This window comes from Streptomyces sp. Edi2, from assembly GCF_040253635.1.
Lineage (GTDB): Bacteria > Actinomycetota > Actinomycetes > Streptomycetales > Streptomycetaceae > Streptomyces.
Genome location: NZ_JBEJGX010000003.1, coordinates 7,478,680 through 7,501,967, shown reverse-complemented (window position 1 = coordinate 7,501,967; position 23,288 = coordinate 7,478,680). Strand labels below are relative to the sequence as shown.

The window sequence follows — 23,288 nt, the reverse complement described above, 5'->3', positions numbered from 1 at the left end:
CGGGCGAGCGCGATGTGATTGCCGGTTGTTGTGGTGCGCAGCGCTCGCGCTCACATCCGTTCCGGTGCGGAGACTCCGAGCAGTTGCAGCCCGTTGCGCAGTACCAGCCTGCTGGCCTCCGTGAGCCACAACCTGGCCCGGGTGCGGTCGTCCGGGCTCTCGCCGGCCCGCGGCAGGACCCGGCAGGCGTCGTAGAAGCGGTGGTAGGTGCCGGCCAGCTGCTCCAGGTAGTGCGCGACCCGGTGTGGCTCGCGCAGCGTGGCGGCGGTGGCCACGACCTGCGGGAATTCGGCCAGCATGCCCAGCAGGTCGGCCTCCCGCTCATGGGTGAGCAACGAGGGGTCGAAGTCCTCCGGTGTGCCCTTGACGATCCCGGCTTCCTCCGCCCTGCGCTGTACGGCGCACGGCCGGGTGTGCGCGTACTGGACGTAGTAGACGGGGTTGTCGTTCGACTGCCGGGTGAGCAGGTCGATATCGAGATCGATCATCGTGTCCACGGCGGCCCGCGCCAGCGCGTACCGCGCGGCGTCCACGCCCACCGCCTCGACCAGGTCGTCCAAGGTGACGACCGTGCCCGCCCGCTTGCTCATCCGGACCGGCGCACCGTCCTTGACCAGATTGACCAGTTGGCCGATCAGGATCTCCAGATGCGTGTCCGGGTCGTCACCGAAGCAGGCCGCCATGGCCCGCATCCGGCCCACATAGCCCGCGTGGTCGGCACCGAGCATGATGACGGCCCGCTCGAAGCCCCGGGACCGCTTGTTGAGGTAGTACGCGCAGTCCGCGGTGAAGTACGTCCAGGAACCGTCGCTCTTCACCAGGACGCGGTCCTTGTCGTCACCGAAGTCCGTGGTGCGCAGCCAGACCGCTCCCTCGTCCTCGTAGACGTGACCGCCCTCCCGCAGACGGGCGACGGCAGCGTCCAGGTCGCCCTTGTCGTGCAGGTCCTTCTCGTTGAAGTAGACGTCGAAGCGGGTACCGAACGCGGTGAGCGACGTCTTGATCTCGTCGAACATCAGCGCCGTGCCCTCCGCCCGGAAGACGGCGGCGGCCTCGGTCTCCGCCAGTTCCAGGGTCCCGGGCCGCCGGCTCAGTACCGTGGCGGCGATCTCCTCGATGTACGCGCCGCTGTAGCCGTCCCCGGGCGCCGGTGAGCCCTGCGCCGCGGCGAGCAGCGAGCGGACGAAGCGGTCGATCTGCCCGCCGGCGTCGTTGAAGTAGTACTCCCGTGACACGTCTGCACCCGCTGCCTCGAGCAGCCGGGCAAGCACGTCACCCACGACTGCCCACCGGGCCCCGCCGATGTGCACCGGTCCGGTGGGGTTCGCCGAGACGAACTCCAGATTGAGCCGGAGGCCGCCGAGCCGGTCCGAACGGCCGTAGGCGTCACCGGCCAGGACGATGTCGCGCGCCAAGGCGCCGATCGCCGCGCGCTCCAGAGTGATGTTCAAGAACCCGGGTCCCGCCACCTCGGCCTTCGCGACTGCGGCGGCCGCGCCCACCAGCGGCGCCAGCACCTCGGCGACAGTGCGGGCAGGCAGCCCGGCGGACTTGGCGAGCTGCAGGGCGACGTTGGTCGAGTAGTCGCCATGGCTGCGGTGCCGGGGGCGCTCCACACGGATCTCCCGGGGCACCTCTGCGGAGATACGTCCGGACCGGATAGCCGTGTGTATGCCGTCGGAGATGACGACTGCAAGATCTTCTGGAGTCACGGCGGCGACGCTACCGGGGCCGGCGCAGCCGAAGACACCGAATTACCGGGTCTGTTCACAGCCCCGCAACTACCCCTCGCCGCCCCGGCCTCGCCGTCAGAACCTCACGCTCGAGACCGTGTGGACGACCGGGTGGCCCGGCTCGTCGTAGTTGACCATGATCCGCTGGTACGGGTGCGGTGACCGGCCCGTGGTGGTCGTGCCGGCCCAGGGCGCGTCGATGCTGAAGTCCCAGCCGACCTTCGACGCCTGCTCGGACGGGATGGTCTGCTGGTTCTTCTTGAGGGTGGCGGTGCTGGTGCCGACGGCGTTGAGGTAGTGCTCAAGTCCCCATTTGTTGGTCCTGAACTGCACGAACAGCGAACTCGTCTGCCAGGAGTTGGTCTCGTAGTAGTAGACCGGGGTGGAGCCGATCGGCACCGGGACGTTGTAGATCCGCTGCTGGACCTTGGAGGGGAAGGCGTTGGTCAGGCCGGTGGCGGCGGCCTCGGCCTCCTTGCCCTCGCCGCTGTTCCGGCTCTGCTCGGCGGAGATGACGATGTAGCCGGCCGGGATCGCGATCAGCAGGAAGACGATCAGCGCCATCAGCACCGGACGCCGGCGCTTGACGCGGGGCGGCGGGACGGGCTGGGCGTCGTCGTGCACGGTGTGCAGGTCGGTGTCGGTCATCGGCGGCCCGCCCGTTCGTATCGTTCGTAGCGCTCGACCCGGCGCCGGTTGGCGCGCCGGAAGCGGCGGGCCACCAGGCGGGCCAGGTCGGCGGCGCCGACCATACCGGCCTCGGGGCCGAGCTGGGCCTTCGCAAGAGTGGCTTCGGGACGGTAGCCGCGGCCGGTGAGCTGACGCCGGAACGCCTCCCTGGCCGGGCCGATCAGCAGGTCGTCGGCAGCGCTGACGCCACCGCCGATGACGAAGCACGACGGGTCGAGGGCGGCGGCGAGGTTGGCGATGCCGACGCCGAGCCACTGGCCGATCTCCTGGAGGAGTTCGACGCACATCGCGTCGCCCTCCCGCGCCAGCTCGGTGATCAGCGGTCCGGTGATGTCGCCGATGCGGCCGCCGACCCGCTCGATGATGTTGTACGCGACCGGGGAGTCGGCGGCGGCCAGCTCCCGGGCCTCGCGCACCAGGGCGTTGCCGGAGCTGTACTGCTCCCAGCAGCCGCGGTTGCCGCACGGGCAGCGGTGGCCGCCCGGCACGACCTGCATATGACCGAATTCACCGGCCACGCCGTACTTGCCGCGCTTGACGGCGCCGTCCTCCAGGATCGCGCCGCCGATGCCGGTACCGAGCGTGATCATGACGAGGTGGTCCTCGCCGCGGCCGGCGCCGAAGCGCCACTCCGCCCAGGCGGCGGTGTTGGCGTCGTTGTCGACCATGACGGGGACCGCGAGGCGGCCGGCGAGACGGTCGCGCAGCGGTTCGTTCCGCCAGTTCAGATGGGGTGCGAACAGCACCTTGCTGCGGTCCGCGTCGACCCAGCCGGCGGCGCCGATGCCGACCGCATGGACGTCGTGGCGGTCGGAGAGGTCGAGCACCAGCTCGGTGATGGTGTCCTCGACGACCCGGGGGCTCTTGGACTTGTCCGGCGTCTCGGTGCGGACCTTCTCCAGGATGGTGCCGTCGGCGTCGACGACGCCCGCCATGACCTTGGTGCCGCCGATGTCGATGCCGACGGTGGGCACCCGGGGGGCGGTCAGATGCGAGCGCCGCTCGCGGGCGCCGACCGTGCGCAGCACGGTGGCACTGGCCGATCCTCGGTGCACCCGGTCCCGGTACATGCTCATCGACCCACCTCTTCGCCGGTGCTCTCCCACTGCCCGAAGGGCGTGGGTGGTGCCCCCATGCGGCTGCTGCGTGCGCGCAAGAGTCGTCTCGTCCCTGCGGGTCTCGGGAGGCCGGGGCCTCGATGTGCTGGTTCGGTGCGATTGTGCATCACCGGCGGCGTCCGGCGCATCGCGACGGGGAGTAACGCGCCCCGCACAGCTCCGGTGCCGTGCGGGGCGCGGTGGTGATCACTCGGGGCGATGGCCGCCGGGGAATTCCGGAGTCGCGGTCCTGGCCAGCTCATGACTGAGCTGTTCCAGCTCGCTGCCGCCTGCCATTTGGCGGGTCAGCTCTTCCAGGGTGATCTCCGATTTGGCGTGGCTGCCGGCCATGGCGCCGCGTTTGAGCAGGACGAAGCGGTCACCGACGAGATACGCATGGTGCGGGTTGTGGGTGATCAACACCACGCCGAGCCCGGCGTCCCGCGCGGCCGCGACGTACTTGAGGACGACGCCGGACTGCTTGACGCCGAGGGCCGCCGTCGGCTCGTCCAGGACCAGGACCTTGGCACCGAAGTAGACGGCGCGGGCGATGGCCACGCACTGGCGTTCGCCGCCCGAGAGGGTGCCGATGGGCTGGTCGACATCGCGCAGGTCGATGCCCATCCGCAGCAGCTCACTGCGGGTGGTCTCGCGCATCGTCTTGACGTCGAGCCGCTTGAAGGGGCCGACGCCGGTGGTGGGCTCGGAGCCGAGGAAGAAGTTCCGCCACACCGGCATGAGGGGAACGACGGCCAGGTCCTGGTAGACGGTGGCGATCCCGCGGTCCAGGGCCTCGCGCGGGGAGGAGAGGCCGGTCTCCTCGCCGTCGATGGTGAAGGATCCTGCGTCGTGCCGGTGCAGCCCCGCGATGATCTTGATGAGGGTGGATTTGCCGGCGCCGTTGTCCCCGAGCACACAGGAGATCTCGCCCGCGTGCACCTCCAGGGACACCCCTTCCAGCGCCCGGACATTGCCGTAGAACTTGCTGACGTCACTCAGCTCGACCAGCGCGGTCATGCCTTTTCCTCCGCCCGCTTGCGGACCCATGCGTTCAGGAGTGTGGCGAGCAGCAGCATCGCGCCGAGGAAGAACTTGTACCAGTCCGGATTCCACTGCGCGTAGACGATGCCCTTGCTGGCCATGCCGAAGATGAAGGCGCCGACGGCCGCGCCGATCGCCGAGCCGAAGCCGCCGGTCATCAGACAGCCGCCGACCGCCGCGGCGATGATGTAGAGGAATTCGTTGCCCACCCCGTCACCGGACTGGATCGCGTCGTACGAGAACAGCAGGTGCTGGCCGGAGACCCAGGCGGCGAACGCGACGCCCATGTAAAGGCCGATCTTGGTCTTGGTGACCGGGACACCCACCGCCCGGGCGGCGTCGGCGTTGCCGCCGACCGCGAAGATCCAGTTGCCGACGCGGGTGCGCAGCAGGATCCAGGTGGCGAGGGCGACCAGCACGATCCACCACAGGATGGTGATCTGGATGTCGACAGTTCCGAGGGTCAGATGCGAGGCGAAGACCTTGCGGGCCGACTCGAAGCCCTCCATGTCGGCGATGGACTTCGTCGAAACCGTGCCGTCGATCAGCTTGGTGAAGCCGAGGTTGAGGCCGGTCAGCATGAAGAAGGTGCCCAGCGTGATGATGAAGCTGGGCAGTTTCGTGCGGGTCAGCAGCAGGCCGTTGAAGGCCCCGATGGCCAGGGTGACCAGCAGGGAAACCCCGACGCCCACCCACGTGTTCGCCGTCATCTGGTAGCTGAACATCGAGGAGATCAGTGCCGAGCTGACGACCATGACGCCGGCCGAGAGATCGAATTCCCCGCCGATCATCAGCAGCGCCACCGGCACGGCCATGATGCCGATCGTCGAGGACGCATAGAGCACCGTGGAGAGGCTGGAGGCCCGCAGGAACGGTTCGGCGACGATCGAGAAGAACACGAAGACCGCGGCGGCGCCGACGACCGAGCCCAGTTCGGGGCGGCCCATCAGCCGGCGCGCCAGGGAGCGGTGCAGCAGCCGTTCGTCGCCGCCGCTCTTGGCGGGCGGCCCCGCGGGCTGCAGCGGCGGTGCGTCGGTATGACTCATCGCGTCCCCCGCTTCGTGTAGTCCTGCAGCGCGGCGGCGTCCTTCTTGGTGATCACCTGGGGTCCGGTGAGCACCGGCTTGCCGCCGCCGAGGACGTCGGAGTTGTACTTGTAGAGCCACAGCAGGTCGACGGCCTCGTAGCCCTGGAGGTAGGGCTGCTGGTCGACGGCGAAGCCGAGGGAGCCGTCCTTGAGGCCCGTTGCGACCTGGGCGTTGAGGTCGAAGGTGTCGATCTCGGCCTTGCTGCCGGCCTGCTCCTTGGCCTTGACGGCGGTGGGGGCGAACGGGGCGCCGAGTGTGACGACGGCGTCGATGGAGCTGTCCGCCTGGAGCTTGGACTCGATGGAGGACTGCACATCGGGCATGTTGGTGCCCTCGACGTACAGCTTCTGCAGATCGCCCTTGAAGGTCTTCTTGGCGCCGTCGCAGCGCTGCTCGTGGCCGACGTTGCCCTGCTCGTGCAGGACGCACAGGGCCTTCTTCCGGCCGCGCTTGTTCAGCTCCTCGCCGACCGCCTCACCGGCCACCGTCTCGTCCTGCCCGATGTGACTGAGCGCACCGAAGGCCTTCGACGCCTCCGCGCCGGAGTTCACCGTGATCACCGGGATGCCGGCCTTCTCGGCCTTGGCGATCACGTCCTTCATGGCGTTGGGCTTGGCGAGCGAGACGATCAGCCCGTCGACCTTCTGGTCGATGTAGGACTGCACCAGCTGGCTCTGCCGCTGGGCCTCCTTGTCGTGCCCGTAGACGAACTTGATGTTGTCCTTGACCGCGGCCTGCTGGGCGCCGTTCTGGACGATGTCCCAGAAGGTGTCGCCGTCTCCCGAGTGGGTGACCATCGCGAACGTCCACCTGGGGGTGTTCACCGCGGCCTTGCCGCCCGCGGACCTGTCGGCGCGCTCCTGTTCGGCGCGCAGGCCTCCGGTGCTGCTGCACCCCGCCAGAGCCACGCCGAGCACCGCCGCCAGCACGGCGCCTGCGACGCGTCCCCTTCTTCGAACCCGTGCCACGAGGACTCGCCCTTCCCGCTGATGCTGCCGTATCGGCTGCGTTGGTTGACTGCTCGACTGCGTTGATTGTCTGCGCTGTCCGGACCGGCCGGTCCCGGTGCGCGCGGTGTCATGCACCGGCTCCGGCACCGGTCGGCCGGGCCGAACCGGCCAAGTATCCGTTACCGGTGATCTGTCCCGGTTCATCGGGTCCCGTCTTCCCTGGGGCTTCACCGGGTGCCTCGCCCGGTGTATGCGGTCAGCTTCGGTACGTCCTTCTCGGTGACCAGGGCCGGCCCGGTGAGCACCGGCCTGCCGCCGCCGAGCACATCGGCATTGGCCTTGTGGAGCCAGAGCAGATCCACCGCCTCGTAACCCTGGAGGTAGGGCTGCTGGTCGACGGCGAAGGTGACGTCCTTGGCCTTGAGCAGCTTGACGACGGCGGAGTTCAGGTCGAAGGTCGCCAGCTGCGCGGAGCTGCCCGCCTCCTCCTTGGCCTTGACGGAGATCGCCGCCATCGGCGCACCGAGCGTGACGATCGCGTCGATGTCCTTGTCGGACTGGAGCTTGGCCTCGACGGAGGACTGTGAGGCGGGCGCGTTGGTGCCGTCGACATCCAGGTTCTCGACCGTCCCGTGGAAGGCCTTGCGGACCCCGGCACAGCGGTCCTCCAGCGACACATTGCCCTGCTCGTGGACGACGCAGAGGGCCTTCTTCCGGTGCCGGCGGTTCAGCTCCTCGCCGACCGCGCGCCCCGCCACGGACTCGTCCTGCCCGATGTGCGTCAGCGCCCCGTACGCCCGGGAGAGCTCACCGCCGGAGTTGATGGTGATGACGGGTATGCCCTGCGCCTCGGCCTTGCGGACGGCCGCCTTGACGGCCTGCGGCTTGGCGAGGGTGACGATCAGCCCGTCGACCTTCTGATCGATGTACGACTGGATCAGCGCGGCCTGCTGGGCACCCTCCTTGTCATGGGCATACAGGAACTTCACGTTGTCCTTGGCGGCGGCCTGCTCGGCACCGTTCTGCACGATGTCCCAGAAGGTGTCGCCGTCGCCGGAGTGGCTGACCATCCCGATCGTCATGCGCGGGGTGGCGGCGCCCTTGCCGGACCCGGACGCCGCCCCCTCGGCGCCCTGCCCGCCGGAGGCGCTGCACCCGGTGGCCAGCGCGAGGGTCGTCAGTAAGGCGGCGGCGCCGCGCACCGCGACGCCGCGGACAGTGAGGGGACCAGCCGTACGCACGCCCATCATCGTGGGACCGCCTTTTCTCCCGGCCGCCGGACTGCGGCTGGAGGAGTTTGTAACGGCGCGCGCAGAGCCACGTCAATGGTTTGTCAGAACATTCTGACGAGGGGGCTCCGTAGAGGCATCCCATACGGGGACATTGCCGGTGGAAACGCTAGCGGGTGCCGCTAGGGGTGGTGCCGCTGGGACCGTCTCGGGGGGGGCGGGGTGCCCTCGGGGGCGTCGCGAGCAGGCAGACCCGGGCGTCGCGAGCGGCCGGCCGGTGGCCGGACCTTGGGCCCCTCAGGGGCACTCAGGGGCGCTCAGGGGGCACTGAGGGGCGGCTCAGGGGCGGCTCGGCGCCGCTCTCAGGGGCGCCCGGGCGTGCTGCCCTCAGGGCCGCCCTCAGGGGGCGCCGCTGCCAGGGCCCGCCCGCAGGGTTCCACCCTCAGGGCCGAACCAGCAGCTGGAACTCGAAGGCGTACCGGGAAGCGCGGTAGACATGCGAGCCGAATTCGACCGCCCGCCCGGTGTCGTCGAACGTGGTGCGCTGCATCGTGAGCAGCGGGGCGCCCTCGGGTTCGTCGAGCCGTTCCCCCTCCTCGACGGTCGCGGCGCGCGCGCCGACGGCCTGACGGGCGCTGTGCAGGGTGATGCCGGCCGACCGCATCAAGCGGTACAGACCAGTCTCCTCCAGCTCGGCCGTCTCCAGCGTGAGCAGTCCCGCGGGAAGGTGATTGCGCAGATGCGCGACGGGCTCGCCGTGCGTCAGCCGCAACCGCTCGACCAGCGCGACCTCGGCCCCCTCCGCGATCCCCAGCGCGGCGGCGACCTCGGCATCGGCCTCGGTGGTGGTGTTGAGCAGCACACGGGTGGCCGGCTTCTGTCCGGCCGCCTCCAGGTCGTCGTAGAGGCTGCTCAGCTCCAGTGGGCGCTTGACCTGGCTGTGGACGACCTGGGTGCCGATCCCCCTGCGGCGCACCAGGAGCCCCTTGTCGACCAGCGACTGGATCGCCTGCCGCACCGTCGGCCGGGACAGGCCGAGCCGGCCGGCCAGCTCGATCTCATTGCCGAGCAGGCTGCCGGGAGCCAGCTTGCCGTGCTCGATCGCGGCCTCCAGCTGCTGGGACAGCTGGAAATACAACGGGACCGGACTGCTCCGGTCCACGCTGAACTGGAGGGGGCTCTCGGCGCCCCGGGCTTCTGTTTCGCGTTTCCCCACGCTGGCGAGCGTATCCGTCCGGACAGATGACGGGAAGTCCGGAGGTCACATTGTCCGGACAAGGGGAGGGCTTGCCTACCGGAGGGGAGGGAGGGGGCGAGCCGGGCCGGGGCGGGCTTGGGAGGGGGCCGGCTTGGGCAGGCTTGATGCCCACCCCCCTCCCCCAGGAGTCAGCCGGCCATGTCCGTACGTCGCGTCGTCCCCGACATCCAGTCCGACGCCCTGGAGGAGAACCGCACGTTCTACGGCCTGATGGGGTTCGAGGAGGTCATGAACCTGGGCTGGGTCATGACCCTGGCGTCCCCTGCCAACCCCACCGCGCAGCTCACCTTCATGACCCAGGACAAGACCGCCCCGGTCACCCCCGACATGAGCATCGAGGTCGATGACGTGGACGCGGTCCACGCCGCCCTGCTGGCCGCCGGCGCCGACATCGTCCGGCCGCTCCGGGACGAGGAGTGGGGCGTCCGCCGGTTCTTCGTCAAGGACCCGAACGGCCGGATCGTCAATGTCCTTTCACACCAGGCGTCGCCCGGCGAGGCCGAGAGCGAAGCCACGAACGAGGCCAGGAACGAGGGCGACGAAGGCTAGGGCGGCCGCCTCTCACTCGCCACCGCCCGCCGGAGCGTTGAGCGGCAGCGCCGTCCCCTGCGCCACCGCGCACACGCTCTCCTCCCCCGCCTCGTCGATCACCGTCAGATCGCAGCGGCACACCGCCTGCCGGCGTCCGGCCTGAACGACCTCGGCGCGGGCCCGCAGCGTACGGCCACGCGCCGGGCGCAGATACTGGATGGAGAAGCCGCCGGTGACGATGGCCGGGCCCAGGGCCGTGGCCGCGGCGAAGGTGAGGGTGTTGTCGGCGGCGTACGACAGCACTCCGCCGTGCACAAACCCGTGCTGTTGCAGGAGTTCGTCGCGGATATCGATCTCCAGCGTCGCCGCGCCGTCCCCGAATTCGGTGATCCGCGCCTGCATCAGCTTGCTGAACGGCTGAGCGTCCAGCCCCTGCTGCGCCGCCACAAGATCGAACACCGCACTCTCCTGTACTGCACCGGTCATCTCGCCAACCGCCTCTCGCCGAACCTCCGAAGAAGACCGGGTCGATATTAGAGCCAGCTCTCCAAAACGGCACGCACCCACGGACGCGCTACGTCATCGCTTCACACTGCCTCACTTCATCCAGGCGTCCTCGTACTTGCGGTAGGTCCCGTCATGGGTGGCCAGGTGTACCCACTGGTCCACGTACGCCTTGAACTCGTTGTCGCCGCGGGGCAGGGCGTAGGCCTTTTCGGAGAAGGAGAAGGGCTTGTCCGGGTGGAGCGAGCAGAGTTCGGGGTGGATCCTGGCCTGGTAGCGAGTCTCACTCGCGTCGGTCATCATCACGTCCGCACGGCCCGCGATGATCTCGTCGAAGATCGTGGTGTTGTCCGGGTGGACCGTGAGGGTGGCCCGCCGGAGATGGGCGCGGGCGAATTCCTCGTTGGTGCCACCGGGGTTGACGATGACCTTGGTTCCGGGCCGGTCGATCTGTTGCAGGGTCTGGTACTTGTCCTTGTCCGCACAGCGCACGAGGGGCGTCTTGCCATCGGTGCGGGTGGGCTCGCTGAAGTAGACGGAGCGAGCGCGCGGGAGGGTGACCGAGACGCCGCCCATGGCGATGTCACAGCGGCCGGCCGACAGGTCGCCGACGAGCTTGGCCCAGGTCGTGGCCACGTAACGAGGCGTGGCGTCAAGGCTCTTGGCGAGGTCTCCGGCCATTTTGATGTCCACACCGCTGTAGGTGCCGGTCTTGGGGTCGAGGTGGCTGAAGGGCCGGTAGTCGCCGGTGGTGCAGACCCGCAGCACACCGCGCCGGGGGATGGCGTCGAGGGCCGAGGCCTTCGCGCCGGCGGCGAGTGGGGCACCCCCTCCGCCGGCCGGGGCATCCGAGACCGCCGGGGCGGCGGTGGTGACGGCGAGCAGACAAGCCAGGGCGGAGAGGGTGGCGGCGCGCTTCATAAGGGCTCCTGGGACTCCTGGACACGGCGGCGTGATCGCGTGATCGAAGCGCTCAGGGTGGCAGAGCCCGCGGTGCAGGTGAACCCCTTGACCGGTCGGCGGGATGGCCGGGTGGCCGACGGGCCGGCCGGGCTGCCGACGGGACGGCGGACGGGCTGGTGCGATGACCGGAGAGGTTGGTGCGAGGGCCGGACCGGCCGGTGCGAGGGCCGGACGGCTGGTGCGCGTGCCCGTAGGGGCCAGCGCGGGTGCCTTTAGGGGCTGTGCGGCCGGACGGGCGGTGCGGGCACCTGTAGGGGCCGGTCCGAGGACCGGCCAACCGGTGCGGGTGCCCCGAGAAGCCGGTCCGAGAGCGGGGCCGAGGGGCCGTCAGTCCTCGTAGAGGTTCGCCGCGCCGCTGGTGGCCGGGCGGTCGGGGGCGGCTTCGTCCAGGCGGTTGAGAAGGTCGGCGGCGCGCTTGGCGACGGTCTCACGGTCACCCTCGGAGAGTGCCGTTCCCATGCCGACGGCGACCGCACCCGCCGCGATCCACTCCGGCGCGTTGTCGACCGTCACCCCACCCGTCGGCAGCACCGGCACCTGCGGCAGTGAGGAGCGGACCTCCGCCAGCCAGGCCGGGTCATACCCCGAGGCGGGGAACAGCTTGACCGCGTCCGCGCCGAGTTCGAGCGCGCGGACCATCTCAGTCGGCGTCGACACCCCGGGGAAGACCGGGATGCCGTAGCGGTGGCCCGTACGGATGACCTCGGCGTCGAGGCTCGGCGAGACGAGATAGCGGGCGCCCGCGTCGACCGCCATCCGGGCCGATACCGCGTCAAGGACCGTGCCCGCGCCGATGATGGCGTCGTCGCCCAGCTCGCGGGTGAGCGTCGTGACCGCCTCCAGGGCGAAGGGCGTGGTGAGGGATATCTCCAGGCTGGTGATGCCCGCCGACAGCAGGGTGTCGGCCGTGGCGCTCGCCTCGTCGTACGTTCTGCTCCGGACGATGGCGAAAACCCGCTGCGCCAGAGCGGCCCGGGTGATCTCCCAGCGATACACGGCAGTTCGCCGTCCTTCCTTGTCTCCAACGCCTGGTGCCGGCTCACCATGGCCCACGGTGGATACGGCACTTTCCGGGGCGCGTCCCAGCAGCCGACCCCACATGGTCTTTTTCCGCTGATGCCCGCCCACTCCTCGTTTCTGCCGAAACGCTACCGGGAACCACTGACAATCCTCTCTCGGGGGTGCGCCCCGTGCGCCCCTTCTGCCAAGAATGAGGAGAAGAGGGAGGTGGGAGGGGGCGCACGACGTGGGCGCAGGGCGTGAGGCGTGGGACGTTGGGCGTGGGGCGCACAGAATGGACGCGCGGCACCGGCGGACAGCACGACGGCGGCCGAGGTGCATACACACCCCGGCCGCCGTTGCGTTGGAGGCGGCGGACCCTGACCGGGCCCGCCACTCACTCTTCGCTCTTCCACTGTTTCGCTGTATCACTGTGCTGCTGTGTCGCTATTTCGCTGTCTCGCTTTTCGTGCGATCTGCTGCTTCGCTGTTCGTCAGCTCCGCTGTGGCGTGCTGCGCTGCGGCACCTCGTGTGGGCAGCCGCTCAGCCCGACGGCATCTCGAGCCGGCCGCACAGCAACCCGCCGCGGGCCGTCAGCAGCCGCGATCGACGAGGTCGAACGTCTTGTAGTGGTCGGCGGTGTAGTAGTCCTCGTCCTTCTTCTCGCCGGCCACGATGCGTCGCGCACCGCGGTCGGGCGAGCCGGGAGTGACAACGGTGAACTCGTGGTAGTAGTCCGAGCTCTGGGACGGCAGGATGCCCTCCCGGTTGTCGAAGACCGTCCCGTCCTTGGGATACGGGTAGGGCCCGCCCTTGGCGATCAGATCGAGGGTGTCGTGGGCCTGCGAGGGCAGCTTCGAGTAGCAGGTCTTGCCGACGTCCTTGACGTGGACGGACGCGACATGCGCCGTGGCGGCGTACGAGGTGGCCGGGTGGGTCGTGGCGACGGCAGGTGTGGCGGCGACCGCGGTCCCGCCGATGAGAAGGGCCGAAGCGAGGGCGCCGACGGCGCCGAACTTGGTAATCCGTGGGGGGATTCTCATGCCATCCAGAATGACGCGCGTAGACATGATCCTGTCAATGCCAACGGGCGGAAGTTTTCCGGGAGTTCACAACACCAGGCCCACCAACTGCCCCAATTCTCCCCATACTGCGCCCACGTCCCACCTCTGGCGCGGGGCGCCTCCGCTACTCGGAGGAGGACCGGAGGGCAGGAGGACCTGAGGACTCGACAGTGCCCCATCCGGGGCCGCCCCGAGGTGCCGCCCCACCCGGGCCCGAGGCACCCTACTCGGGGCCCCATGGGTGCCCCATGGGGACCCTCCGGGGTGCCCCATGAGGACCCTCCGGGGTGCCCCATCAGGACCCGGAGGCCCCCTCGGCGACGCTCCGAACTCCCCGCCCCGGCTTCCGAGGCGCCCCTAAGGGACGCCCCGAACTCCCCCGCCGGGTGCCCGGTTCAGGCGCCGAGGGCGGCCTGCCGGTCGTCGTGGCGCTGCTTGAAGTGGCCCGCACCCGCCAGCGCAGCGGCCACGACGGCCGTGCCGGCGAGCTGCTGGCGCCCGTCCGCACTGGCGGCCATGACGGCGAAGACACCCAGGATGGCGGCCAAAGCCAGCCAGGTCAGGTAGGGGAAGGCCCACATCCGCACCGAGAGCAGTTCGGGTGCCTCGCGCTCCAGGCGGCGGCGCATCTTCAGCTGGGTGAGGCCGACGATGGACCAGACGACCAGCACCGAGCAGCCGGCGATATTCAGCAGCCAGGCGAACACCGTGGTCGGCCAGACGATCCCGGCGATCACGGCCACGAAGCCGAACACACAGGACGCCAGCACCGCCGCGGCCGGCACACCCCTGGTGACCTTGGCCAGGAAACGCGGCCCCTGGCCCCGGTGGACGAGGGAGTACGCCATGCGCGACGAGCCGTAGATGTTGGCGTTCATCGCGGAGAGCAGCGCCACCAGCACCACGATCTGCATGATCGTGCCGGCCGCCGGGATACCGAGCCGGTCGAGCACGGTGACGTACGGGCCGTCCGTGGCGACCTTCGGGTTGTTCCACGGCACCAGGGTGACCACCACGGCCATCGAGCCGATGTAGAACACGGCGATGCGCCAGACGGCGGTGCGGACGGCACGGGCCACGTTCCGGCTCGGGTCATCGGACTCCGCCGCCGCGATGGTGACGGTCTCCAGACCCGCGAACCCGGAGATGGTGGTCAGCAGGCCGGCGGCGAGCCCGGCCGCACCGGTCGGGAAGAAGCCGCCGTGGCCGGTGAGATGGCTGGTACCGGGCGCACTGCCGAACACCCCGAGAATGCCGAGCACCCCCAGGACCAGGAAGGCGACGATCGCGGTGACCTTGACGGCGGAGAACCAGAACTCGAACTCGCCGAAGTTCTTGACCGCCGTGAGGTTGCTGGCGCAGAAGAACACCATGAAGATCGCCACCCAGCCCCAGGCGGGGATGAACGACACCCAGGTGTGCATGATCGTGCCCGCCGCGGTGGCCTCGGCGGCCACGCCGGCGCAGAGCATCAGCCAGTACATCCAGCCCGAGGTAGCCCCTGCCCAGGAGCCGAGTTCCGCCTCGGCATGCACCGAGAACGAGCCGGTGGAGGGCCGGGCCGCGGACATCTCGCCGAGCATCCGCATGATCAGCATGACCAGCGCGCCGGTCCCCGCGAAGAGGAGGACGATGGCCGGTCCGGCCGCGGCGATGCCGACCCCGGAGCCGACGAAGAGCCCCGCGCCGATGACACCGCCGAGCGCGATCATCGACAGATGGCGCTGCTTGAGGCCGTGCGACAGTACGGCCTCGCCGTTCTGTACGGGCTGCGGGGAGCCCTGGGGCGGCGGGGTGATGGTCCGGCTCATGGTCTTGCCTGTTCATTGGTTGAGACGTGCGGTGAGCCAGACGAGTTTGAAGACGCGCGTGCACGTATGAGGTGAACGCCCGCTATCCGGACGGTTCCTTCACTTGTGGTGAAGATGTCATCACGCAAAGACAGTGGCCGGTGGCCGTGATTCCGGTCCGGGGACGGCAACATCCGCCCAGGACCTCATGGGAGTGCGGATGTTGGGCACGGGAGGCGGCCAGGAGGCCGAAAGCAGGTCGGAGCAGGTCGGAGCAGGTCGGAAGCAGAGCCGGCGCTTTTGCCTGAGAGGCAAATCTTTTGCCCAGTGGGCGAAGGATCGCTATACCAGGGGGTATGACCGACCTTCCCGACGAGCCCGTCGGCGCTCCGCCGGGGGACTTGTCCACCGTTGCGCCGCGCCTTCGTGACCTGCGTAGACGCAGTGGTCTCACGCTGGAGACCGCGGCCCGGCTGGTGGGACTCTCGCCCGCGCACCTGTCGCGGCTGGAGACGCGTCAGCGGCAGCCGTCGCTGCCGGTGCTGCTGGCGCTGGCCCGCACCTACGGGACCACGGTATCCGACCTGCTCGGCGAGACCGCGCCGGAGCGGGACCCGGTCCTGCGCGCGGACCGTACGGAGCCGTCGGAGGTCGGCGGCTGGACGTATTGGACCGTGGGCGGAGCCGGGCGGGCGATGCAGGCGCTGCGGGTCCGTGTGCCGCAGCGGACGCAGGGTGATCTGGTGCGGGTGCATCCGGGCGAGGAGTGGCTGTACGTCCTGGAAGGGCAGCTGCGGCTGACGCTCGGCGCGGCGGTGCACGTGCTGGACCCGGGTGACTCCGCACACTTCGACTCGCTCACGCCACACCGCATTTCGGCCGCCTCCCCGGGCGGGACCGAGCTGTTGTTCGTCCACACGCTGTTGCAGAGCGGGGCCGCCGAGTGGTGCCTCGGCGACGACGCGAGGCGCCGCGGGCTGTGAGCCCTGGGCGCCGTTCTTGACGGAAGGACCGTGCATCGTGCCCGATCAGACCATTCCTGCCGTACCCGTGCCGCCGCCGTCGGAGCCGCTGCCGTCAGAGCCGCCGCCGTCGGATCCGCTGCCCGGGACGGCACCCGCCGCTCGGACGTACAAGGAGGGCAAACCACCGCGCGGGGTGTATGTGCGGGTGTTCCTCTACGTCGTGGCGACGCATGTGCTGTTGGCGTTCATGAGCTTCTTGGTGATCGTCGCCAAGTCACGGTGACGCTGCGCCGGGCCTTGGAGCCCGCGCGGACAGGCGGCGTGGAAAGCCTCGGCGTCGAGAGGGGCACACACCCCGGCGAACAGGTAGGTGCTGCGGCGCTCTGCGACAGCCGGCGAGACCTGTGCGCATCCTTCGCTTCAGGTCGCCTGCGTGGCCATCGCTTCAGGTCGCCTGCCCGGCCATCCTGCGCAGGGTCCGCGCGGCAGGTGATCCGGGGTCGGCCGTCATCAGGACGACCTCCTGGTCGTCCTCCGGCACGAGCAGGACGTCGCAGTTCAACCGCAGCGCACCGGCCTCCGGATGGTCCAGGGTCTTGGTGCGGTGCCCGGGAGCGTGGACCGGGCGCTCCTGCCAGATCTGCCGGAACTCCTCACTGCCGGCGTGCAGTTCGGCCAGCAGGGCGGCCAGCTGCGGGTCATGCGGGTAGCGGTCCGTGGCCCGGCGCAGCCGCGCCACCACGATGTGCCCGAATTCCTCGGTGCCGGCGCTCTCGGGCATCCGCTCCTGGCCCAGGAAGCGGCGTCGGGCCAGGTTCGTCGTCCCGCCTCCGGGGCCGGCGCGGAGCAGTGCCCGGGCCAGGGGGTTCCAGGCGATGACGTCGTACGCCGCGTCAGTGACGACGGCGCCGGTCTCCGGCAGCCGCTCCAGCATCCGGGCCACGTGCGGGCGCACCCGCCGTACGGCGCTGACGCCGGGCGGCGCGCTCGATCCCGCCAGGCGGAACAGGTGGCTGCGCTCGGCCGGCGTGAGCCGCAGTGCGCGGGCCAGCGCGTCCAGGATCCGGGCCGAGGGCCGCGGCCCCCGGGCCTGCTCCAGCCGCGTGTAGTAGTCGACCGACATGTGCGCGAGCTCCGCCACCTCTTCGCGGCGCAGACCCGGTGTACGGCGGGCGGTGCCGGTCTCCGCCAGGCCGAACTCGTGCGGGCGCAGGGCCGCCCGGCGGTCCCGCAGGTAGTGGGCCAACTCCTGCCGCGCCATGTCCCTTCCTCCCGCCGCTGGTACAGGCCTCCCTGCCCGGTGCAGGTCCCCCACCTGCCTGGTACAGGTCCTCCCTGCCTGGTACAGGCTGTCCCTGGCAGGGCTCCCACGACCAGGGAAACCTGGTGGCCATGAACGAACGCTCAGCTCTGGTCACCGGTGCCAACAAGGGCATCGGAAAGCATATCGCCCGGCTTCTCGCCGCAGAGGGCATCACCGTGTACGTGGGCTCCCGCGACCCCGATCGCGGGCAGCGGGCCGTCGAGGAGATCGGCGCCGGGGCCCGCCTGCTGGTCCTCGACGTAACAGATCCCGACGGCATCGCACAGGCCGCGGCTCAGGTGAACCGCCTGGACGTGCTGGTCAACAACGCCGGCATCTCACCGTCACTCGCGACGCCGGCCGACACCGGCGTCGAGGAGTACCGGCGGACCTACGAGACCAACGTGTTCGGCGTGGTGACGGTGACCAATGCCTTCCTGCCCGCCCTGCGCCGGTCCCCGCGGCCGCGCATCGTCAACATCTCCAGTGGCACCGCTTCGCTGAACTGGAGCACCACCCCCAACCCTCAATTCCCCCCGGGAAGCGGCGGCGCCGCCGCCTACCGGTCGTCCAAGGCCGCCCTCAACGCCCTCACCGTCCTCTACGCCCAGACGCTGACCGAGGACGGCTTCAAGGTCAACGCGCTCGCCCCCGGCATCCGGGCCACCGATCTCAACCCCCGGGCCGCCGCTGCCGGAGGCGACCCCGCCGAGGCCGCGCAGGGCGCCCTCCACCTGGCCCTGCTGCCGGACGACGGCCCCACCGGCGGCTTCTTCTCCTGGGACGGAATGCCCGTGCCCTGGTGATCGGTCATGCCAGGCGTTCCGCCACGCATGGGTGCGCTCGGCATGCCGGCGCGACGCGAGCGCACACCGGCGCGGCCGGATACGGAACCAACCCGGATACGGAATCAACAGGGCCCCTCTGTCCGCCGGTGTGTTGAGTGGCGTCACCACGCCGGCAAGGAGGGGCCCGCCCTGCCGCGCCACCAGCCCGCTGACCAGCACATACCGGCCCATTCCAGCCTTCAGCGGAAGATGAAAGGGCCTCAGTTACGCTGAAAACTTGCCCACATGACGAGACCAGACGAGGCGACGAGATGGCGAGGCGGGCGAGTGACTGTCCATCGGCAGCAGGACCCCCTTGCCGGTGCGCCCAGGAGTACCCATGTCCATGTATCAACAGGGCGGCCGGACGCTGCCGACGGAGGAGGCGGCACGCAAGGCGCGCGTCGCACGCATGCTGCGGCGCATCCTCTCCGTACCATTCTGGGCGCTGCTGGCGCTCTCCATCGTCTCCTGGCCGGTCGGGGAGCTCCATCCGACTACTGGGTGGAACGTGGCCCGGTTCCTCGCGCCGACACTGCTGGTCCCGATCACCCTGATACGCGCGATGCCCACCACGCGCGTCGTCGGCCTCTCCCACTACCGGAGCCCCCGCTTCAGTCGCAGGCCCGGCTACCTCGTCGGATTCGGCGTCTTCTGCGGGGTCTTCGCGCTCTCCGGGGCAGCGAACGTCCTCGCCCCGGCGCTGGTTCCGGCGATCCCGGTGAACGCCAAGGTCACCAAGTGCCACGCCGACGCCGGCGGCGAGGGTACCGACTGTTTCGGCGACTGGACCGTCAACGGCATCCACGAGAACGGTCAGAAGCTGCCCGTCAGCGCCCAGCCCGGCAGTACGGTCCGCATCCTCGTCAGCCAGGTCGACACCCACGTCACCTATGCCCGGCTCTCCGACGGCCGTGAGGTATTGGGCGTGGTGGTCGGTGCGGTCGGTGTGCTCGTGACGGGAGCGAGCCTGTTCGAGCTGATCGCGACCCGAGGTCGGATCCGTCGCGGGCTCGACGACGTGATCGAGGGACGCGCAGCCGTACCGGCACAGGTCCTGACCACGCGCCCACGCCGGAACTGACGAGGTGTGGCGCACGTGCTCGCACGCAAGCTGACGGCGTCGCAGCCGTCAGTCACTGAGTACTTCAGAACAAGATCGGAGCCGGAGTCACCTCAAGCGCATATTTCTGCAGGCGAGTTGAGGTCGACCAAGCTCGAGGCCGACGCGGATCTCGTAGGTGATGGGTGGCTTCGTCAACTGATCACCCCGGAACGAGATCCCCTCTCTGGCTCGGCAGTTGGGCGCATGGCGGCACGGTCTTGCAGGTGTCAGGTGATCTTGCACCCGATGGCTCGCCACGACGACGAACTCGCCGCCAGATGCGCGCAACCTTCGTCTTCGGCCTGTGCCAACTCATTTGCAACGTGACCTGCTTGAAAAGGCTTCAGGTCCACATTCCTCGCGGGCGTGAGCCCCTCCTATTACACGCGCATCGAGCAGGGCCGCGACCGGCACCCCTCCCGCGAGATCGTCGAGGCGCCGGCCCGCGTGCTGCGCCTGGACGACACCGAGCGGAGCTACCTCTGGTCCCTGGTGTCGCCGTCACTCGCCCCGGCGGGTGGCAGTGGCCCGGCCCGGTCGACACCGTGCGGCCGGGAGTGCTGGTGTTGCTGGAGCGGTGGGTTGACCTGCCCGCCTTCGTCGTCGGTCCGCGTCGCGACGTACTGGCCGGCACCGCCCTCGCGGCCCGGGTCAACCCGGCTTGGAGCCCGGGGCACAACCTGATCGAGTTCACCTTCCTCGACCCGCGCGCCCGCGTCGTGTACCCCGACTGGGACGACATCGCCCTTCAGGCCGTCGCCGGTCTGCGCGCCACCGCAGCGGGCCATCCCGCAGAACTCGACGGATTCGTGGCGCGCATGCGGGAACGCAGCGAGACGTTCCGCGCCCTGTGGGACTCGCACGACGTCTACGACCGCGTGGCCGGCCGGAAACGGCTCGCGGTCGAAGATGCCGGCGTCTTCTCCCTCGACTTCGAGACGTTCGCACTCGCCGGCCCCGAGGGGTATGTGCTGTATGTGTACTTCCCACGGCCCGGCAGCAAGGACGACACGGCACTGCGGCTCCTTGCGGCAGAGGAGCGTGCGACGGAGGAGGACGAGGGACGGCCGTAGCACCCGCTGCCCGCTGCCCGCTGCCCGCTCCCGCTGCCCGCTGCCCGCTGCCCGCTCAAGGCTCTCCAACCGGACCCCTGTCTGCCCCCTGTGTTCACCGCCTCAATTGCCAAGGGCCATACGGCCCTACGACCTTACGGCCCTACACAAAGCCCCAATTGGTTGCGATGCGCCGCAAATGGCCGGCACAGGCGCGGCAACGTCCATCTCTTCGGTCCGAAAGTCCATTGCCCCGGTGCGGTGGGCAGGGGAAGCCTGCTGGCGCGAAGGCTCGCATGACTCGTCCCTGCACCTCGCCGCACCGAGGAGGACCGAAGGATGCACCGTACGCGCACCGCGGCGGCCACCGCGTTGGCCGTGGCCCTGGCCGTGATCCCTCTGACGGGTATGGCCGGGCCGCCGGGCGGCGGCGGGAAAGCGGGGCAGGACGGCCCCCGGGACACCCCCGGAGTTGCCGGTTCCCGTCTCCTCTCCCCCACGCCCCGGTCCGTCCGGGACCGGTCCGACCGGGTCACCATCACCCGCTCCGTGACCGTCGTCGCCGGGCCGGACGCCGATGCCCCGGCACTGGCCGTCGTCGAGAAATCGCTCAAGGACGCCGGTGCGGAGCGGGTCGTAAGGGCCGAAAGGACCCCGGACGACGGGCAGTTGGCGGTGTATGTGGACGGGGCGGGCGCGTCGCGGGCTTTGCGGGCGCTGGGGGCCCGGGGGCCGGACGGGCTGCCCGCCGAGGGCTATGCGCTGGCCGTCGGCGGAGGCCGGATCGCGTTGTCCGGCAAGGACGCCGCCGGTACGTACTACGCCGCGCAGTCACTGCGGCAGCTGCTGCCGCACCGGGAGCGGCCGGGCGCGCGGGTGCAGGGCACCGCCGTACGGGACTGGCCGGCCACCCCGCTGCGCGGTGTCATCGAGGGCTTCTACGGAACCCCCTGGTCGCACGAGGCCCGGCTCGACCAGCTCGACTTCTACGGCGAGCACAAGATGAACATCTATGTGTACTCGCCCAAGGACGACCCCTATCTGCGGGCGAAGTGGCGCGACCCCTACCCCGCGGACCGGCTCGCGCAGCTCAAGGAGCTGGTGGACCGGGCGCACGCGCGGCATGTGGAGTTCACCTATGCGCTCTCCCCGGGGCTGTCCGTCTGCTACAGCTCCGACGCGGATCTGCGGGCGCTGACCGCCAAGTTCCAGACGCTGTGGGACATCGGCGTACGGACCTTCGCGGTGCCGCTGGACGACATCAGTTACACGGACTGGAACTGCGCCGCGGACAAGGACGCGTTCGGGACCGGTGGCGGGGCGGCGGGGGCGGCGCAGGCCCATCTGCTCAACCGCGTCCAGCAGGAGTTCATCGCGAAGCACCCGGGGGCCGAGCCGCTGCAGATGGTGCCCACCGAGTACTACGACGTGAAGCCCTCGCCGTACAAGAAGGCGCTGGCCGCCCGGCTGGACAAGGACGTGCTGGTCGAGTGGACGGGCGTGGGGGTGATCGCGCCCACGATGACCGTCGCCCAGGCGCGGCAGGCCCGGGAGGTGTTCGGGCACCGGATCCTGACCTGGGACAACTACCCGGTCAATGACTATGTGACCAACAGGTTGCTGCTCGGGCCGTTCAACGGCCGGGAGAAGGGGCTGCCGGAGCAGCTGGCGGGGATCACCGCGAATCCGATGATCCAGCCCGCCGCGTCCAAGCTCGCGCTGTACACGGTGGCGGACTACGCGTGGAACGACACGGCGTATGACGCCCGTACCTCCTGGGGTGCGGCGATCGCGGAGCTGGCCGGCGGCGACGCCCGTACGGCACGGGCGCTGCGCGTCTTCGCCGATGCCCACTACGCCTCGTCGCTCAATCCGCGGCAGGCACCCGAACTGTCCGCCGCCATCGAGCAGTTCGGCGGGGACGGCGATGCGCGACGGCTGGACGGAGCGCTGCGGAACCTGCAGGACGCACCGGGGGTACTGCGGGACCGGCTCGCCGACCAGGGGTTCGTCAAGGACAGCGGGCCCTGGCTGGATGCCACCCGGGCCTGGGGCATCGCTGCGCGCAGTGCCCTTCAGCTGATCGAGGCCACCAGGGCGGGGGACGGTGCCAAGGCCTGGCAACTGCGGCAGCGGATACCGGAGTTGGTGAAGACCGCCACCTCGTTCGTGTATGTGGACATGTCGGGGAAGAGGGTTCCGGTGCTGGTGGCGGACGGGGTGCTGGACACCTTCGCCGAGGAGGCGGTGGCGGCGCACGATGCGTCGCTGGGCATCGTCGGCCGTCCGAAGGGGGCGACGGATCTGGACGTCTACCAGGACCACGCGGTGTCCCGGATGACCGATGGTGATGACGCCACCTACTTCTGGAGCGGCGCGGCGCCCAAGGCCGGCTCCTTCGTGGAGCTGGATCTGCATGCGGAGCGTCCGCTGGGCACCGTACGGCTGGCGATGGGCAAGAGCGGGAGCCCGGACGACTATCTGCGGCACGGCACCCTGGAGTACTCGTCGGACCGCAAGAACTGGCATCCGCTGGCCTCGTTCGACGGGAAGGCCGAGGTCAGCGCCGAGCCGCCGGCCGGGGCCACGGCCCGGTACGTCCGCGCACGGGCCACTGCGGCGCAGGACAACTGGCTGGTGGTCCGGGAGTTCGCGGTGGCCGGGGCGGAGGCGGCGACGGTGGCCGGCGGCCCGCCCGCGGCGGCCGGCAGTGCGCTGCGGTCGGCGGGGGACGGTGACCCGGCGACCGCCTATCACGCGGCGCGGGCGGCGCAGCAAGATGAGGCCCTGGAGTTCACCCCCGACGTGCCCCGCACCGCACGGTCCGTCACCGTCCTGCGGCCGCAGGGCGCACCCGCCGGGGCGGCGAGGGTCGAGGTCCGTACGGGCGGTGCCTGGCGCACGCTCGGCACGCTGTCCGGGGCCTATACGCGGCTGCCTGCCGGTGACGGCGCGATCGGCGGCGTGCGCCTGGCCTGGCGGGCCGGGGCGGCGGCACCCGCGGTCAATGAGGTGATACTGCACTGAGGGGAACCGAGGGGCTGACGGGAACCACCTTTTCCTGACGGGCCGCGTCATCGGGCCGTCGGTCCGCGCCG

General features: G+C 70.1%; 21 protein-coding genes and 1 pseudogene. 8 read left to right on the top strand and 14 right to left on the bottom strand.

Going from position 1 to position 23,288, the window contains the following annotated elements; translation table 11 throughout:
* Positions 1-50: 50 nt before the first annotated feature.
* From argS to ABR737_RS36185, 8 genes are all read right to left on the bottom strand, one after another.
* A complete protein-coding gene (gene argS, locus ABR737_RS36220; RefSeq protein ID WP_350255365.1) occupies positions 51-1,712 on the bottom strand; it encodes an arginine--tRNA ligase in 1,662 nt (553 codons plus the stop codon).
* Between the two features lie 96 nt (positions 1,713-1,808).
* Complete coding sequence (locus ABR737_RS36215; protein ID WP_350255364.1) at positions 1,809-2,381, bottom strand: hypothetical protein; 573 nt, start codon at positions 2,379-2,381, stop codon at positions 1,809-1,811.
* On the bottom strand, positions 2,378-3,499 hold the full coding sequence (locus ABR737_RS36210; RefSeq protein WP_350255362.1) for an ROK family glucokinase: 1,122 nt from the start codon (positions 3,497-3,499) through the stop codon (positions 2,378-2,380). Before ABR737_RS36210 ends, ABR737_RS36215 begins: the two co-directional genes overlap by 4 nt.
* A gap of 228 nt (positions 3,500-3,727) precedes the next feature.
* Positions 3,728-4,537 (bottom strand): ATP-binding cassette domain-containing protein, encoded by an 810-nt coding sequence (locus tag ABR737_RS36205; protein WP_350255360.1) that lies wholly within the window; start codon positions 4,535-4,537, stop codon positions 3,728-3,730.
* Positions 4,534-5,607 (bottom strand): ABC transporter permease, encoded by a 1,074-nt coding sequence (locus ABR737_RS36200; protein ID WP_350255359.1) that lies wholly within the window; start codon positions 5,605-5,607, stop codon positions 4,534-4,536. Before ABR737_RS36200 ends, ABR737_RS36205 begins: the two co-directional genes overlap by 4 nt.
* Positions 5,604-6,617 carry a sugar ABC transporter substrate-binding protein gene (locus ABR737_RS36195; protein WP_502964433.1) on the bottom strand — a complete coding sequence of 338 codons (1,014 nt, stop codon included), beginning with the start codon at positions 6,615-6,617 and terminating at the stop codon, positions 5,604-5,606. Before ABR737_RS36195 ends, ABR737_RS36200 begins: the two co-directional genes overlap by 4 nt.
* Before the next feature lie 209 nt (positions 6,618-6,826).
* Complete coding sequence (locus ABR737_RS36190; RefSeq protein WP_350255357.1) at positions 6,827-7,849, bottom strand: sugar ABC transporter substrate-binding protein; 1,023 nt, start codon at positions 7,847-7,849, stop codon at positions 6,827-6,829.
* A gap of 421 nt (positions 7,850-8,270) precedes the next feature.
* Complete coding sequence (locus ABR737_RS36185; RefSeq protein WP_350255355.1) at positions 8,271-9,044, bottom strand: GntR family transcriptional regulator; 774 nt, start codon at positions 9,042-9,044, stop codon at positions 8,271-8,273.
* A 180-nt stretch (positions 9,045-9,224) separates the two neighbouring features.
* Here ABR737_RS36185 and ABR737_RS36180 point away from each other — a divergent pair, with 180 nt between their 5' ends.
* Entirely contained in the window at positions 9,225-9,635 is a 411-nt protein-coding gene (locus ABR737_RS36180; protein ID WP_350255353.1) for a VOC family protein, read from the top strand.
* Positions 9,636-9,647: 12 nt separating this feature from the next.
* Here ABR737_RS36180 and ABR737_RS36175 read toward each other — a convergent pair whose 3' ends face one another.
* The 5 genes from ABR737_RS36175 to ABR737_RS36155 form a co-directional block, all read right to left on the bottom strand.
* Positions 9,648-10,103 carry a PaaI family thioesterase gene (locus tag ABR737_RS36175; protein ID WP_350255352.1) on the bottom strand — a complete coding sequence of 152 codons (456 nt, stop codon included), beginning with the start codon at positions 10,101-10,103 and terminating at the stop codon, positions 9,648-9,650.
* A 111-nt stretch (positions 10,104-10,214) separates the two neighbouring features.
* Positions 10,215-11,042, bottom strand: coding sequence for a transporter substrate-binding domain-containing protein (locus ABR737_RS36170; RefSeq protein ID WP_350255351.1), 828 nt, complete (start codon positions 11,040-11,042; stop codon positions 10,215-10,217).
* A gap of 369 nt (positions 11,043-11,411) precedes the next feature.
* A complete protein-coding gene (locus ABR737_RS36165; RefSeq protein ID WP_350255349.1) occupies positions 11,412-12,080 on the bottom strand; it encodes a bifunctional 4-hydroxy-2-oxoglutarate aldolase/2-dehydro-3-deoxy-phosphogluconate aldolase in 669 nt (222 codons plus the stop codon).
* A 597-nt stretch (positions 12,081-12,677) separates the two neighbouring features.
* The gene (locus tag ABR737_RS36160; protein WP_350255347.1) at positions 12,678-13,127 is read right to left on the bottom strand and encodes a ribonuclease domain-containing protein; all 450 of its coding nucleotides are present in this window, start codon (positions 13,125-13,127) and stop codon (positions 12,678-12,680) included.
* A gap of 416 nt (positions 13,128-13,543) precedes the next feature.
* A complete protein-coding gene (locus ABR737_RS36155; protein WP_350255346.1) occupies positions 13,544-14,959 on the bottom strand; it encodes an amino acid permease in 1,416 nt (471 codons plus the stop codon).
* Between the two features lie 335 nt (positions 14,960-15,294).
* On the opposite strand from ABR737_RS36155, the gene ABR737_RS36150 reads away from it, so the two are divergent.
* Positions 15,295-15,921, top strand: coding sequence for a helix-turn-helix domain-containing protein (locus ABR737_RS36150; RefSeq protein WP_350255344.1), 627 nt, complete (start codon positions 15,295-15,297; stop codon positions 15,919-15,921).
* Positions 15,922-15,958: 37 nt separating this feature from the next.
* Positions 15,959-16,186, top strand: coding sequence for a DUF6126 family protein (locus ABR737_RS36145; protein WP_350255343.1), 228 nt, complete (start codon positions 15,959-15,961; stop codon positions 16,184-16,186).
* A gap of 162 nt (positions 16,187-16,348) precedes the next feature.
* On the opposite strand, the gene ABR737_RS36140 is transcribed toward ABR737_RS36145, so the two are convergent.
* Positions 16,349-17,164 carry a helix-turn-helix transcriptional regulator gene (locus tag ABR737_RS36140; protein ID WP_350255342.1) on the bottom strand — a complete coding sequence of 272 codons (816 nt, stop codon included), beginning with the start codon at positions 17,162-17,164 and terminating at the stop codon, positions 16,349-16,351.
* A 131-nt stretch (positions 17,165-17,295) separates the two neighbouring features.
* Here ABR737_RS36140 and ABR737_RS36135 point away from each other — a divergent pair, with 131 nt between their 5' ends.
* The 5 genes and pseudogenes from ABR737_RS36135 (at position 17,296) to ABR737_RS36115 (ending at position 23,217) form a co-directional block, all read left to right on the top strand.
* Positions 17,296-18,012, top strand: a complete 717-nt coding sequence (locus ABR737_RS36135) for an SDR family oxidoreductase (RefSeq protein ID WP_350255340.1) — start codon at positions 17,296-17,298, stop codon at positions 18,010-18,012.
* 361 nt (positions 18,013-18,373) lie between these two features.
* Positions 18,374-19,117, top strand: a complete 744-nt coding sequence (locus ABR737_RS36130) for a hypothetical protein (protein ID WP_350255338.1) — start codon at positions 18,374-18,376, stop codon at positions 19,115-19,117.
* 387 nt (positions 19,118-19,504) lie between these two features.
* Positions 19,505-19,561: pseudogene (locus tag ABR737_RS36125) on the top strand (hypothetical protein); the annotation flags it as partial.
* 122 nt (positions 19,562-19,683) lie between these two features.
* On the top strand, positions 19,684-20,211 hold the full coding sequence (locus ABR737_RS36120; RefSeq protein WP_350255337.1) for an MmyB family transcriptional regulator: 528 nt from the start codon (positions 19,684-19,686) through the stop codon (positions 20,209-20,211).
* 318 nt (positions 20,212-20,529) lie between these two features.
* Positions 20,530-23,217 (top strand): glycoside hydrolase family 84 protein, encoded by a 2,688-nt coding sequence (locus ABR737_RS36115; protein WP_350255335.1) that lies wholly within the window; start codon positions 20,530-20,532, stop codon positions 23,215-23,217.
* Positions 23,218-23,288 lie beyond the last annotated feature (71 nt).